General features: G+C 44.1%; 11 protein-coding genes. 5 read left to right on the top strand and 6 right to left on the bottom strand.

What is annotated here, in order from left to right:
- Window positions 1-248: 248 nt before the first annotated feature.
- Window positions 249-3,524, bottom strand: coding sequence for a PAS domain S-box protein (locus QUA03_RS11805; RefSeq protein WP_333212253.1), 3,276 nt, complete (start codon window positions 3,522-3,524; stop codon window positions 249-251).
- 542 nt (window positions 3,525-4,066) lie between these two features.
- Between QUA03_RS11805 and gatB the strand changes: the two genes are divergently transcribed.
- The 5 genes from gatB (at window position 4,067) to QUA03_RS11780 (ending at window position 9,890) form a co-directional block, all read left to right on the top strand.
- Complete coding sequence (gene gatB / locus QUA03_RS11800; RefSeq protein ID WP_333212251.1) at window positions 4,067-5,569, top strand: Asp-tRNA(Asn)/Glu-tRNA(Gln) amidotransferase subunit GatB; 1,503 nt, start codon at window positions 4,067-4,069, stop codon at window positions 5,567-5,569.
- A 363-nt stretch (window positions 5,570-5,932) separates the two neighbouring features.
- Complete coding sequence (locus QUA03_RS11795) at window positions 5,933-7,099, top strand: pentapeptide repeat-containing protein (RefSeq protein WP_333212249.1); 1,167 nt, start codon at window positions 5,933-5,935, stop codon at window positions 7,097-7,099.
- A 39-nt stretch (window positions 7,100-7,138) separates the two neighbouring features.
- Entirely contained in the window at window positions 7,139-7,726 is a 588-nt protein-coding gene (locus QUA03_RS11790; RefSeq protein WP_333212247.1) for a Uma2 family endonuclease, read from the top strand.
- Between the two features lie 185 nt (window positions 7,727-7,911).
- Window positions 7,912-8,550, top strand: coding sequence for a Uma2 family endonuclease (locus tag QUA03_RS11785; protein ID WP_333212245.1), 639 nt, complete (start codon window positions 7,912-7,914; stop codon window positions 8,548-8,550).
- Window positions 8,551-8,657: 107 nt separating this feature from the next.
- Window positions 8,658-9,890, top strand: coding sequence for a pentapeptide repeat-containing protein (locus QUA03_RS11780; RefSeq protein ID WP_333212243.1), 1,233 nt, complete (start codon window positions 8,658-8,660; stop codon window positions 9,888-9,890).
- Window positions 9,891-9,969: 79 nt separating this feature from the next.
- Here QUA03_RS11780 and QUA03_RS11775 read toward each other — a convergent pair whose 3' ends face one another.
- From QUA03_RS11775 to QUA03_RS11755, 5 genes are all read right to left on the bottom strand, one after another.
- A complete protein-coding gene (locus QUA03_RS11775) occupies window positions 9,970-10,161 on the bottom strand; it encodes a hypothetical protein (protein WP_333212242.1) in 192 nt (63 codons plus the stop codon).
- A gap of 132 nt (window positions 10,162-10,293) precedes the next feature.
- On the bottom strand, window positions 10,294-10,674 hold the full coding sequence (locus QUA03_RS11770; protein WP_333212290.1) for a response regulator: 381 nt from the start codon (window positions 10,672-10,674) through the stop codon (window positions 10,294-10,296).
- A 127-nt stretch (window positions 10,675-10,801) separates the two neighbouring features.
- Window positions 10,802-11,236: a hypothetical protein gene (locus tag QUA03_RS11765; RefSeq protein WP_333212240.1), complete on the bottom strand. Its 435-nt coding sequence runs from the start codon at window positions 11,234-11,236 to the stop codon at window positions 10,802-10,804.
- 116 nt (window positions 11,237-11,352) lie between these two features.
- The gene (locus tag QUA03_RS11760) at window positions 11,353-11,733 is read right to left on the bottom strand and encodes a response regulator (protein ID WP_333212238.1); all 381 of its coding nucleotides are present in this window, start codon (window positions 11,731-11,733) and stop codon (window positions 11,353-11,355) included.
- A gap of 57 nt (window positions 11,734-11,790) precedes the next feature.
- Window positions 11,791-15,225: a PAS domain S-box protein gene (locus tag QUA03_RS11755; RefSeq protein WP_333212236.1), complete on the bottom strand. Its 3,435-nt coding sequence runs from the start codon at window positions 15,223-15,225 to the stop codon at window positions 11,791-11,793.
- Window positions 15,226-15,407 lie beyond the last annotated feature (182 nt).

Here is a 15,407-nt window from a genome sequence, read left to right as displayed (position 1 = left end):
TACTCGCAAGACCTTTATTTAGCATCGGTAGTCGAGGGCTGACCGAACCCATTGGGGATCATCCCAATTTTTCAAAGAGCGTTTTTTAGGAGTACGAGCATCTTGCACCGCTAAGCCTAGCTCTTTCGCTTTCATTCCTGACAGTGAACACTTCTGTCACACCACAATTCGGATGCTCTCACCGATTGTGACTTATTTAAGTGTATAAGAGTTTTAAATTTTGAATTTAAAACTCTTATACACTTAACTTATGAATCTATATTACCGTTTGAGATTGTTTGCGCTAGTTTAAAGTAAAACGTGGCTCCTTGACTAGGTAGGCTTTCGGCCCAAACCGTGCCGCCGTGGCGGTGAATAATCCGCTGGACGATCGCCAAACCGATGCCCGTACCTTCAAATTCTCTCTGGGAGTGCAGCCTCTGAAAGGCTCCAAACAGGCGATCGGCGTATTCCATCGGAAAACCCACCCCGTTATCCTTGACAAAAATCGTCCCATCCGGTAGACCCTCAATAACTATTGTAGCCGGAGTGCGTCCGCGGCTGAACTTGACGGCGTTGCTAATCAAGTTGCTGAACACTTGTTGCAGCAAGGTTGGATCTCCCATTACTGTCGGCAAATCTCCGACGGCAAATTCAACGCTGTGGGGAGTTTGGGCCGGATCGGCGACGGCTGGGGGTTTAGTCAATTTAATCGCATTTTGTACCAAACGGCTCAGATCGATCGGAATTTGCCTCAACTCGGTGCGACTCACCCGCGACAGGGCGAGCAAACCGTCAATCAACAGGCTCATTTTTTGGCTGCTGTCTTCAATTACTTCCATATAGTGAACTATTTTGCGATCGCTCAAAGCCTCAGTTAACTCTAGCCGCTGTTTCAACGCTTCTACAAAACCTGAAATATGTCGCAAAGGTGCACGCAAGTCGTGGGAAACTGAGTAAGAAAAAGATTCTAATTCTTGATTGGCAGCTTCTAATTGCTCTGTGCGTTCTGACAAAGCTTGTTTTGTCTCTACCAACTCAGTGATATCGCGAGAAGTACCAATTAAAGCATAAACCTTGCCTTCTATATTTCTGAGGGGAATTTTAAAAGTATCGTAGTAAGTCGTCTCGCCAGCCATCACAAATTTATCCTGCAAGTGCATAGTTTCGCCTGTTTCAAATACCTGCGAATTTTCCCTACAAAATTGTGCGGATCTGCCTGGGGAAAAACATTCAAAAATAGTTTTGCCCTGCATCTCTTTCCTGCTATTTAATCCAGCAGTTTGGGCAACCGATTGATTGACAAAAGACAGTCGCATATTCTCGCGATTTACCACAAAAATGTGATCGGGCAAAGCATCAAAAAACGTCTCTAATTCTGCGGTACGCTGAGCGACTTGAGCTTCTAAAGTTTCGTTGAGTTCTTTGAGTTTAAACTCTACTCGTTTGCGTTCGGTGATATCTTGACCAATTCCGATACAACTGCCGTCTGAAAGACGAACATTTGCCCAAGAAGTGTCGATAATTCGCCCGTCTCTAACTTGTGTTTTGAAGTCGCTCCACTTCTGATTTGCTGCTTGGATTTCATCCCAAACATATTGACGGTATTCTGGCTGCGGATAAAATTCTGCCAAGATATCACGGTTTTTGATTTCTGCCAAACTCCAGCCTAGCACTTGTTCCCAGTGGCTGTTGACCCAGTTTATTTCACCATTTTTATCTAAGAAAGCGAGCATGATCGGCACGTTGTCGAAGATAGTTTGCAGCAGTTCTTTTTGCTGTTTTAATGATTCTTCGGCTTGTTTGCGATCGCTGATGTCGAGTACGGAACCGATAATTTGACTCATTTGTCCGTCGGGCGTTCTTTTGAAAATTGTAGAGCGATCGTGCACCCAGCGCCATTCCCCATTTTTGTGTTTAATTCTGTAGTCTCTGTCATCCGTTTCATAGGGATTGCTGCTGTATTTGAGTCGCTCCATACCTGTAATTAGCTTTAACATATCATCGGGATGAATTAAGCTAGCTAAAGCGTCTGTACCCAAATCTTGCAATTCTTCGGGAGTGTATCCCAGCATCGCTGTGACCGATTCATTTGCATAAATATTTTTGTTTTCTACTGCATCGTAAATGTAAAGGAAGTTAGGGATAGTTGTCAGGATACTCTCTAAAAGTTGTTGATGCTTTTGCAGTTCTGATTCTGCCTGCTTCCGCTCGCTTAAGTCCAGCACAAAACTGACGCCTAACTGCTTCGTTCCTTCTAAAAATGTGCTGCCCAGCAGCACCGGAACGCGGCTACCATCGGAGCGTATAAATTCTTTTTCAAAGGGGACAACAGTATTTCTAGCCTTCAGTTCGGCAACTTTTTCTGTATCTAAACGCACGTATTCTGGCGGTGTCATTTCTTGCCAGTTAATTTTTCCGGCAAGCAGCTCGTCCCGCGTATAATTTACCGTGTTTAAAAAAGCGGCGTTGGCATCTATAATGTGGCCGTTAAGATCCCAAAAAATTAAGCCGATCATATTAGAATCAACTATGGCTTTAAATTTGGATTCGCTTTTTCGCAACTGATCTTCGACTTGTTTTAGTTCTGTAATGTCACGGGAGATGGATAAAACTGTTTCTACTGAATTGCCTTCAGCAAACTCGGGAATGACTCGACAGTGGTAATATTTTATGCCCTCGGAAGTGGGAAACTCAAATTCTATAGTTTCTTGTTTGCCGCTACTAAAAACTTTTATAAAAGCCTCATCCCACAGGCTGCATAAGTGCGGTGGTATTCCTGATTCTTGGTTGGTTTTGCCAATCAAATTTTCGGCATTTTTTCCAAGAGTTGATTCTACTGCTGGGTTGATATAAAGGAGGCGTAGTTTGCGATCGAACCGGGCGATAATATCGGTCGCATTTTCGGCGATGGCGCTGAAAGCTTGTTCGCGCCGATGCAGTTCTTCTTGAGCGCGCTGGAACTCGGTTATGTCTCTGGCAAATGAGAGAATTGAAACTACTGTTCCCGATTCATCGATGAGTGCAGAATTGTACCATTCGCAGTAAATTATCGAGCCATCTTTGGTATAGTTGCGGTTGCGGCAAACGTTGCGGGTTTCTCTGCTGTGTAACAGTTCATTTGTAGCGGCGCACACTTCCTCGAAGTCTTCTTGATAAACTATTGACCATTCGTGCCAGTATTTGCCGATTACTTCTGCTGCACTCCAGCCAAATATTTGTTCTGCCATTGGCGACCACCGCACTACCCGAAATTCTTTGTCCCACTCTACAACTGCCATTGGTAAGTTTTCTAGATGAAATTCCCGCCGCGAGTTGGCTTTTTTTATTTGAGTTTGAAGTTGCTGGCGGAGTTGCTTAGCCTCGGTCAAGCGATCGCTAATTTCCTGTGTGTTTGCTGAGCCGGCGTTGGCAAGGTGAGCAATGGTTTCTGCTGTTTGTTTTTCGAGTTCGTTCCAAGCGAGTTCGAGGGCTAATTCCGCCTGCTCTAGCTCAGTGATGCTGTTCTGAAACAGTTTGGCACTTTCAACTGGAATTTCAGGCATAGTTTTGACACTTAGGCAAGTGTTACTTTGAGAGTTCAAAATTAAAGCTTAAAAAATAAAAATATGTAATTTCCTGTTAAATTATACATTTTTAATTTTTAGTCTGTGCGTGGAGCCGATCGTTGGAAGCGGCGGGCGTTATTAAATACTGCCAGTCAAAGGATTTGGGGTGCAGATTGATCAGCAATTGTGGTGGATGGATCTAAAACTCTCCTGGATAAGGGAAGGGTGCGGGCAGGAGCAGGCGCTAAGTATATTTTTGCACAGAGTTGTTGTTTGGGGGCGCTCAAAAGGAGAGCGGCGTGGCTGGGGGCGTGGGTCGATCGCGAATCTGTAGCAGGGCGTTGCCTATGCAGATATCCATTTGTCTCAACTAAACACGCTTTCCCCAAGTACGTCAGGGGTTTAAACCTGCCGAACTCAGGGTTTGACGCGCTTGTTGACACCAATGAAACCGCGCCTACCTCCAAATACTCTCCAATCACTTTGGTCAATAAAAAGCTAAAATAAAATCTAAAGTTATTCAGTCTTTTAAATTGCTTATGACTGCTTCTGCACCCTCTTCGATAAAAAACCGAACTCAGTACGAAGCCATTATCGGCCTCGAAACTCATTGTCAATTAAGTACCAATACTAAAATTTTCTCCAGTTCTTCTACAGAATTTGGCAATGCCCCAAATACTAACATTGACCCAATTTGTATGGGAATGCCGGGAGTTTTGCCCGTATTAAATCAAAAAGTGCTGGAGTATGCGGTGAAAGCAGGGCTGGCTCTCAACTGCGAAATCGCACCTTACAGTAAGTTTGACCGCAAGCAATATTTCTATCCCGATTTGCCGAAAAATTATCAAATTTCTCAGTTCGATTTGCCGATCGCTACTAACGGCTGGCTAGAAATTGAACTCGTGGATGAAACGGGAAATTCTACTAGAAAAAAAATCGGGATCACTCGCTTGCACATGGAGGAAGATGCCGGAAAATTGGTTCACGGCGGCAGCGATCGGCTCAGCGGTTCTACTTATTCAATGGTGGATTACAACCGCGCCGGTGTGCCTCTAATCGAAATTGTTTCGGAACCGGATTTGCGATCGGGCGCGGAAGCTGCCGAATACGGTCAAGAATTGCGCCGGATCGTGCGCTACATCGGTGTTGGCGACGGGAATATGCAGGAAGGTTCGCTCCGGTGCGACGTGAATATTTCGGTGCGCCCCGTGGGCAGAAAAGAGTTCGGCACGAAGGTGGAAATTAAAAATATGAACTCTTTTAATGCGATCGAACGGGCGATCGATTATGAGATCGAGCGGCAAATTCAAGCTGTGGAAAATGGCGAAACCATCATTCAAGAGACCCGGCTTTGGGATGAAAACAAGCAGTGTACTTTCAGTATGCGGGTTAAGGAAGGTGCGAGCGATTATCGGTATTTCCCGGAACCGGATTTGCCTCCGATCAAAGTTTCGGCCGAGCAATTGCAGGATTGGCAAGCTCAACTGCCAGAATTGCCGGCCCAAAAGCGCAATCGCTACGAAACTGAGCTCGGTCTTTCTCCCTACGACGCGCGGGTGCTGACTGACGACAAAGCGGTGGCGGAGTATTTTGAAAAATCGATCGCCGCCGGCGCTGTGGCTAAACAAGCTGCCAATTGGGTGATGGGCGATATTACTGCTTATCTCAAAAATGAAAAGCTGGCGATCGGAGAAATTCCTTTCCAACCGCAGGATTTAGCCGAACTGCTGGGGTTAATTGATGCCGGTACGATCAGTGGCAAAATCGCTAAGGATATTTTGCCGGAATTGCTGGCAAACGGTGGTTCGCCTCAGAAGTTTGTTGAAAGCAAGGGTTTGATTCAAATTTCGGATACGGGGGCGATCGAGCAAGCGATCGATGCCGTGTTGGCAGCCAATCCCAAGGAGCTGGAACAGTACCGAGCCGGTAAAACTAAGCTGCTGGGCTTTTTTGTCGGCAAGGTGATGAAGGAAACGGGCGGCCGCGCCGATCCCAAACTGACGAATGAGCTGCTGACGGCCAAGCTTAACGCCCCAGGCTAAGCAGTCGTTAAGGGGGTCGTGTAGCGGATACAGCAGCGGGCGATCGGTTTTTCCCGATCTCGCCCTTCTGGGGGGATCGTAACTTTATAATTAATCTACATTTCTTTACAACATCTTCACGTTTGGGGGTGACACCCCTCATCCCTATCATGTTATATTGTGTTATGTAGATGCACCCTGATGGCAGAGAGAGTTACTTAGGTAGCTCTCTCTTTTTTTGGTCTTTTTTTTTGCACGGACGTGAAAATACGGATCGGGGAGAGGGGGGTTGGCCATACCGATTCCCGATTACTGATTACCGATTAGCAATTACCGCTTTGAGTCGATTAATATCAACTTTAGTTATTAACTAATTTTGACATTATGAGCGAACAAGCTAGCGAGCTAATCAAGCAGGGGATTTCGCAATATCAGGCACGCCAATTTGAGGCGGCGCTGGGTTCTTGGCAGGAAGCGCTGGCGCTGTATCGCTCAATGGACGATAAGCGGCGATCGGGTGCCGCGCTGGGTAATATGGGCGTAGCTTACGAAGCGCTGGGAAATTATGCTCAGGCGATCGACTGCTACCAGCAGCATTTGCTGTTAGCGCGGGAAATTGGGGATCGCCGGGGCGAGGCGAATGCTTTGGGAAATTTGGGCAATGCTTGCTGTGCTCTTGAGGATTTTTCTGGTGCTATTGATTACCAGCAGCAGCGTTTGGCGATCGCGCGGGACACTGGCGACGGGCGCTCTGAGTTGGAAACTTTGGGCAATTTGGCGCTAGCTTACGATGCTAATGGAGATTTGCCTGGTGCGATCGAATGTTATCACGAGCAGTTGTCGCTCGCGCGCACCAGCAAGGACGATCGCATTGAGCGTAATGCTCTCAAGTATTTGAAGCTCGGTTACAAGTATTTAGCAGATTACGACAAGGCCGACGAGTACCGACAGCAGCAATTGGCGATCGTCCGCGAACTGTTTTTAATTGATAAAAATAAGAGTTTTGTACAACTTGCAGAAACAGTGGGTTTAAATCCGATTGAGGATTTTGCTGGAGCTAATTTAAGCGGTTTTGACTTGCACTACGCTGATTTTAACGGTGCGGATTTGCGCGAAACCAACCTCCGGGGAGCCGATTTGACTTTGGCCGATCTCAGCGGTGCTTTGCTGAGCGCTGCTATTTTAATTGATGCTAATTTGTGCAATGCTAATTTGCGGGATGCTGAACTCAGCAGCGCCAATTTGAGCGGTGCTGATATGCGGACAAAGCTGCCCCGTGCGAATTTGAGCGGTGCAAATTTAACCGGCGCAAATTTGAGCAGTGCTTATTTACCGAATGCGATTTTAGTAAATGCAAATTTGACAAATACTGATTTCAAAAATGCTGATTTAAGCGGTGTTAATTTGAGTGGTGCGAATTTAAAAGGTACTGATTTGAGCCGCGCTGATTTGAAAAATACGGTGGTGGAAAATGCGAAGTTTTTTGGTTGTGTGGGAATTTCGGAAGCCCTGAAGGTTGAATTAAGGGCACGGGGCGGGATTTTTGAGTAGAATGGGAAATGTTGGTAATTGTAGAGGGTAAGAAAAGCTATGACTGCCGTAACTGTAAAACGATTCTCGATCGCCGAATATCACCGTTTGGGAGAACTCGGATTTTTCGCCCCCGATGACCGAGTTGAATTGATTCGCGGAGAAATTATTATCATGGCTGCTAAAGGTACGTTTCACTCTGTTTGTAATTCGCTATTGCTTAAAAAATTGTACCCACTGCTGGAAGAACGAGCGATCGTGCGCGGTCAAGAGCCGATTATTTTGTCGGCTGATAGCGAACCAGAGCCTGATGTTGTTATTGCTCGCAATCGTTCTGATAATTATTTATCTTCTCACCCGGAGCCTCCTGATATTTTGCTGGTAATTGAGGTTTCCGATTCTACTTTGAAATACGACAGGATAACCAAGTTATCTCTCTATGCTGAATCGGGAATTTCTGATTATTGGATATTTAATTTGGTAGATACTCAACTGGAAATGCACAGCGAACCTTATCAGAAACAAAACGGGAGTTATAGTTATCAATTGCAACGAGTTGTTCTGCCAAATCAGACGGTGGTAATTCCGGGTTTGACCGAGTTGTCTCTAGATTTGTCTTCGGTATTTCCCGCGCAGAGTGGTGAGTAAAAAATCTGGCTCGATAGCAGATATTTTAACTCAGTAATTTAAAGAGCGATCGAGCTTTTTTCGATGATATAATGTAAAAGTGCAAAGGAATGAAGCATAAAACTAGCACTATCATCCAAAACAATTTGGTTTCTGACCCCCGATTTATTCGCGGGAGAAATCTAAAATCTAAAATCTAAAATCAGATGACTGCTAAAACTCTCGCCCCACCCGAACAAATTGTCCAGCTATCGGGTATCAGTTGGCAAACCTACGAAAATTTGCTTGCCGAAATCGGCGATCGGCAAATTCGACTGACATATAATCGCGGCAATCTGGAAATTATGGTACCTTCTCCAGAACACGAACTTTACAAAAAAGTAATGGGTCGATTTGTTGAAACCCTAGCAGAAGAATTGGAACTCAACATTGCCCCCCGGGGTTCCACAACTTTCAAGCGTCCTGAACTTAGCGGTGTAGAACCTGATGAATGTTTTTACATCCAAAATGTTAGTGCAGTTAAAGGTAAAAAAAGAATCGACATGAATCAAGATCCGCCACCGGATTTAGTGGTAGAAATTGATATTACCAGTCGTTCCGAAAATAGTTTGCAGATTTATGCGGATCTGGGAGTGCCGGAAGTTTGGATTTATAATGGAGTGCGATTCAGAATCAACAGATTGGAAAATGGAGAATACGTTGAGTGCGAGATCAGTTTAGCATTTCCTAGCTTACCGATATTAGAGATTGTCAGATTTTTGGAACAAGCAGAAACAATGGACTATTTGGAATTAGTGAAAGCATTTCGGAATTGGGTAAAAAGCCACATTCAGCAAAACCAATGAAGGGCGGAGAAAATTAAACAAAATTTACAATTTTAACCACAAAAAAAAGTTGTGTTGTGATCAAATAGAGATGATAAACTAATTTAAATATCAATTACAGGCTGGTAGTGCCAGCAATTCTACCCGATATGCGATCGCTAGAGTCTCACAACAAATACCCAGATTGCTTGTGGATGCAATTAGAAGCAATTCCCGTTCCATCGGTTGCACCCCAAACCCAGCAGCTCGACATTCACTTGAGCCTGAATTTTAACGAGCATTGGGAACCCCTGCTAGGTGGTCGCGTCAAATTTGGTCTGCAAGGCGGGACGCTCAAACTCTATCTAGAAAACTGCGAAATACCCGTAGCATCACGTCAGTTAGTCGGTGCTTTCAAGCTTTTGCCAATAGGAGAAACCCTGCCCATTCAAAGCAGTGCAGAAATTTTAGTAAGCGAAAGTCAGCGGGGAGTTCAGGGTGGCGAGAATTTGGAAAAAATTAAGGAGACAGAGAGCATATTTTGTCACGTTTCCACAATCAGCGATGATACAAAGCCAGCTTGGATTTTTGCAGTAGAACAAGGCAAATCAGTATTAAAAGGTTTGCTAAAAAGTGCTAAGCTGGGAGAAATTACTGCCAAAGAATTTCGGATGGCGGCGGCTTTTGAAGTGACTAAAGAAGATATTTATCTCACAGATGCTGAGGGTTTGTGGCCGCACGAAATCACGCCCAATCAACATTCTGTTTTAGAAAGAATTCTGACTGCATACCTGCAAGCCAATAAACTCAAACCTGCTCTCAGTTGGGCGCTATTATCCTACAATTTGCCTCCGATTGAACAGCCTGAAGAGGAAAGTGTCCCGGAAGCTGAATCGGAATTGCAGGAAATGGTCGATCGCATTATTTCCGCTGAAACGGACAACTTTGTAGAGTTGGCAAAAATCGCTAATCTCAATCCAGCACTGGATTTCGCGGGTAGCAGCTTGCGCGGAACAACTTTAAGTGCAGTGGATTTTAGCAGCGCCAATCTCGATCGGGCAAATTTCCGGGGCGCAACCTTAAACGATGCCGATTTCAGCGACGCCAACCTACAAAATGCCAAATTCGGCGGTGCAGATTTGAGTGGCGCTTTCTTAGGAAATGCTGATTTAAGCGGCGCAGATTTGCACAAAGCAAGTCTAGCTTTAGCTAACCTCAGCGGTGCCAATTTGAGCGGCGCAAATCTGCTGGAAGTGAACTTAACAAATACTAATTTCAGTGGTGCAAATGTCGAGTCAGCCAGATTCGGGAATAATTCAGGAATCGATGAGGAGATGCAGGTGAATCTACAGCAGCGAGGCGCAATTTTTGAAGAGGTTTAGTGGGTAAGTGCGAGATCCCTTTTATCCATCCGCCTCCATCGTGGCACGGGCGTCCCGCCTGTGCGAGGGAATTTAACCTTTAAACTATCGCCTCTGAAGAAAGTTGCTTCTTAATCCTTAACTCTCTAACTAAATTTATAGAGAGCGATGAACCGTAGCTGTTAAGAGGGTAAACAGGCATTTCTTGCCAACACTGACGGCACAACCAGTATACTTGACTTTGGCGAACGTGACGCAGCATTTGATTCGTGCAGCAAGGACAGCTTGTCATAAAAACCTCTTTTTTATAGATGAAAGTGTATTTGTCTCTTGTTGCCAAGTGCTGTAAGCTGCGTAGAAGCAGCAACTCTATCAATGTAGAGGTAAAGTCTTAAGAATCCTGCATCTGCCATACCAGGGAGTGTCAATCATCCCATCCCAAAATCTCTGTCACTTTTCCCGGCAGGGTGGTGGCTTCAAATGGTTTGGGAATTACCCCAGCAACACCCATTTGGGCAAATTGAGCCATATCGGTTGACAGAACTCTTGCTGTCAGCAGAATCACTGGAATCGATCGAGTTATGGGATTGGATTGGAGACGATCGTACACAGCAAACCCATCCATTCCCGGCATTGATAAATCCAGCAAAATAGCATTAGGTCGTTCTGTTTGTAGGATTTGTAAACATTCTTCTCCTGATTCGGCCACCAGGGTGTCCCATCCCGCGAGGTCTTCCAGGCACATCTGTATCAGTTCGCGGAGGTGTTCTTGGTCATCAACGATGAGAATTTGTTTCCCTTTCATCTTGTTTTCGGGCAGGAGACTGCCATCATAATTAGCTACTTGTAAAGTGTTCATTTTATTTTGGTTGATTAGAAATCAATTTTTCGGTTGCCAATTGGGTCTCAAATACAAATCTTTAAGCAATCGCTTAAAGATGTATATTTGAGAATTGAATCCGAACTTCGGATTGCTCAACTCTCAACTCTTTAGCAATCTGAAGTATTAAACCATCCTGGTCTATTTCAGCCGCATAGATTTCAGGATGTACGCGGTGGGGCAACGGAATGAGACTTTGAAATCCACTAGGAAGGAAATAACCTTCTACTACAGCCACTTCGGTAGGTTGACCTTGGATTAAAACAGTTTCTGGAGTGATTTGGAGATTCAATTTGACAAGATCAATGTCAGAAATGTGAACTTTAAGGATAAGTGTTAAATCCTTTTCTTGAATTTTAATGCCTGTGATCGGTGTTTCCTCTGTATGAGCAATCCAAAGTGTGGATTGCTGACAACCAGTGGGCAAACCGGAAAATGAACCTGCGAGCTCCTGATTTATATCATTCAAAGCCTGAAAAGCATTCATTGAGTCTCCTCCTAATGCAAAGAACTGTTAGCTGCATAACAGGAGACTAAATAGCAACGGTAAGGATTTGGTAAAGATTGGGTTATTGTTACAATAATTCACAAAAATGGTGAAAGTTATTCATCCCATCCCAAAATCTCTGCTACTTCTTCCGTCAGGGTGATTGGTTGGATCGGTTTGGCAATTACCCCAGCTACCGCCATTTGGGCAAATTTAGCCCGATCGCTGGGCAAAACTTTCGCTGTCAGCAGAATCACTGGAATCGATCGGGTAATCGGATCGGACTGGAGGATCTCGTACACGGCAAACCCATCCATTCCCGGCATAGATACATCCAGCAAAATAGCGTTGGGTTGTTCTATTTGCAGTATTTGTAAACATTCCTCTCCCGATCCTGCCCCCACTGTTTCCCATCCGCCTAAATCTTCTAAGCAGGCTTGCACAAGTTCCCGAAGGTGTTCTTCATCGTCAACAACTAGAATTTGTCTGTCTGTCATGGGATTTTGGATTGGAGATTTTGGATTTTGGATTGATGGTACAGATTAATCTAAGCGTTATTCAGTGGTGGGTAAGGGTAGGGTAAAGCAAAATGTGCTGCCTTCACCTAAGATACTTTCCGCCCAGATTTTGCCGCCATGCCGGTCAACAATACTGCGACAGATTGCTAAACCTAAACCGGTGCCTCCTTTTTCACGGGAGTCGGAGGCATCGACTTGCTGAAATCGCCCAAAAATCAGTTCTAGTTTATCGGCAGGAATGCCTCGTCCGCGATCGCTAACTTGGAACAGCACAAAGTCTGTCTGGTTTTCGGCACTCAGATGAATTGTGGAATCGGCAGGTGAGAATTTAATTGCATTACTGAGCAAATTTGTTAAAGTTTGGACGATCGCATCTCCTGTTGCCCAGACTTCGGCATCCGTGGGGGTAACGATTAATGAGATCCGTTGTTGAGTAGCGATCGCCTGAATGCAATCTACTGCTTGCTGCATCAAATCTGCAGCTTTGCAAACAGTTTTCTCCACAATTGCCCGCCCGGAGTCTAGGCGTTCCAGATCTAAAATATCATTAACCAGGTTCACTAAACGATTGGTATCAAGGAGGGCAATTTCAATCATGCGTCTAGATTTTTCTGGTTTTTTATCATAAACCCCACTTTTTATTAGTCCCAATGACATTTGGATTCCTGTCAAAGGAGTGCGAAGTTCATGGCTGACAATGCCAATGAACTCATCTTTAATGTGTTCGAGCCTTTGTCGTTCGGTAATATCTTCCCCAATGCTGATAGTTCCAATGATGTTTCCCTCTAAATCTCGCAGAACGGTATTGTTCCAAGCAATGAACCGTTCTTCACCCGATTTTTTCAAGATAGGATTTTGATAATAGACATGATATTTTTGGGCTAAAACTTCCGAGAAAACAACTTTAATCGATTGTTGAATAGAACGGGGTAATAATTCTTTAAACCAATTCTTTCCCATAACTTCGGGGTGAGTATATCCTGTGATTTGTAAGAAGAAAGGATTAACATAATTGACATTTCCCCTTATATCAAGTCCGACAACAATCAACTGCACGTTATCCAAAAGCGATCGCCAGCGTCGTTCGGCTTCTCGGATCGTGGCTTCGGCTTGCTTACGTTCTTGCAGTTCTAGCTTAAGTTGTCGGTAGAGTTTGGATTGCTGAATGGCGATCGACAATTGGCTGGCAATCTGTTCAACTAATTCTATTTCCCACGATTGCCATTGACGAGGTGCCGTATTTTGGTAGATAGCTAACAAACCCCAGAGCTTTTCTCTCAAAAATATCGGGAAAACTGCATAACTTTTTGCTTGAAATTGTTCCACTAGCTCGATATGACACTGTTGAATTTCAGCGCTGTAAATATTATTAATCACCAAGTTTTCATGATTGCGGAAGCGACCGCCGTGAGTTTCTTGCAGATAGGTATCTGCACAATTTTTTTGAAGGTCGCTCCCTATCAGTTTTACCCAACCCTCACCAACTGACTCCACGACAAAATCACCACTCCAATCAGGATTAAAGCGGTAAATGGCAGTGCGATCAGTTTGTAATGTCTGCCTGATTTCAGTAACAGCAGTATTTAGAACCGCATTCAGATCCAAAGATTTGCGAATCCCTTGAGTAATCCTCCAGAGCAAATTTTCCTTTCGGGATTTTTGTAGTAAGGCTGCTTCCGCCTCTTGTCGAACTTCTTCGAGGTGCTTCGCTACGGTAATATCTTGATGAACGGCCACCAGAACATCGCCATAGTCGGAATGATTGAATGCAGAGCAAGTGGCACTACACCAAAATGGAGTCCCATCTTTCTTGACATTCTGAACTTCATAACTAAATTCACCCCTTTGTAAAACGGCAGACCGAATGGCTTGATTTACCTCTTCAGGGCTGACCGATTCGGTGGCATAGTTGAGAATCGAAACGTGCTGACCGTTGAGTTCGCCACAGTCATAGCCAAACATCTGCTCAAATTTAGGATTGGCATAGACAATAACTGCATTCTCTGCTCTTACTAAACAAATGCCTTCCGCCATGTTGCGGGTAATGACAGCCTGAAGCTCCAGCATTTGTTCGGCTTGTTTAAGTTTAGTCAGATCGCGCAGAATAACGATTATCCCTACAATATTTTCGCCTGCATCACGTAAAGGTGTATAAGTAACGCTCAAAAATTGCCTGACTAAATTGGGAGAAGTAAACCAGTTTTCATACTGAATTTTCTCGCCATCCAAACATCTGTCTAACCGAGGTTTTATCATATTATCAAACACGTCTGCATCCAGGATATTCCTAACATAATTTCCGATCACTTCGCTTTCAGATTTGTTGCACCAAGTCAAATAAGCTTGATTGACTATTTGATAAGTATAGTTGCGATCCATCAACACAATCCCATCTGTTGTATTGAAGACGATGCGTTCATATTGGCGGAATGCTTCTTCAGTCAGTTTGCGATCGGTGATATCAAATACGCTAGAACGACTCATCATGAAGTTACCTGCTTCATCATAACTTGCTGTAGCATTTAAGTTTACCCAAATGAGTTTTCCGTTTTTATTCAACATCTGAAACTCTAAATTATTGATGTGTCCTTGTTTCTTAAACAAAGAAAAGTTGTGATAAAAAATATTTTTGCTTTCAACTGTCATTAAATCAACAAATTTCTTTTTATGCACAATTTCATCGCGGGTATAGCCTAACCACTTCAGTTCCGTATCATTAATCATAATTATTGTTCCTGCTGCATCTAGGGAATGATAGCCACAGGGAGCATTATTATATAGGTCTTCAACTTGATGGATATATTGTTGCAAGCTATGGTTGACTTCAGTGAGTTCTGCTGTCCGTTCTATGACTCGTTGTTCGAGTTCAGTATTGAGTTGTTGTAGGGCAATTTCTGCTTGTTTTTTCTCCCTCAGTTCCGTTTGTACTTGCTCAAATAAATCAGCTTTCTGAATGGCAATTCCAGCTTGAGTTGCTAGCTGTCGCATGAGTTCAATTTCTGATGGTTGCCATTCGCGAGGTTCTGTACACTGATGGGCAATCAATAATCCCCAAAGTTCTTCTCCCTTAAGGATAGGAATAACCAGGCTAGCTGTAACGTGAAAATTTGGCAGGAATTCCCGGTGAGAAGTATCAATTTCGGCAGTATAAATATCTGATTTAGATGTGAATAAGCCTTGTTTGAAGGGTTCGATATAGCTTTCAGCAAAGCAAGGCTCCTGTATCTGAGTGGATAAGATTGATCTCCATTCTGAACCAACTGACTCTACCACCACCTTGCCGCTCCAGTCTGGAGCAAATTGGAAGATAATTACGCGATCGCATTGCAGAATGTTTCTGAGTTCCGTTACCGTAGTGTTGAGAATATCTTCTAGTTGGATGGATTCGGAGAGAGAAAGTGCGGTTTTAGCAAGGATTTGTTGTTGCTGTTGTTGCAATTCCCCATAATTCTCATCAGTATGATCTATCATTAATCTACTTAATTAATTACATTTTTTAGATTGAAGCCGAAACCGGGTTTTTAGCCCTTGTGCGTAATACCAATTTAATGTGAAGTTGCACATATCTCGATCCCCCTAAATCCTCCTGGTTGTTGGGGGACTTTGATCGGAATCTTGTCCCCCCCTTATTAAGGGGGGCGCCAGGGTGATCG

This window comes from Microcoleus sp. S36b_A4 (genome assembly GCF_036700645.1).
Classification (GTDB): Bacteria; Cyanobacteriota; Cyanobacteriia; order Cyanobacteriales; family Microcoleaceae; genus Microcoleus.
Note: the sequence above shows the minus strand (reverse complement) of the source record. Positions and strands in the feature narration are given on the sequence as shown.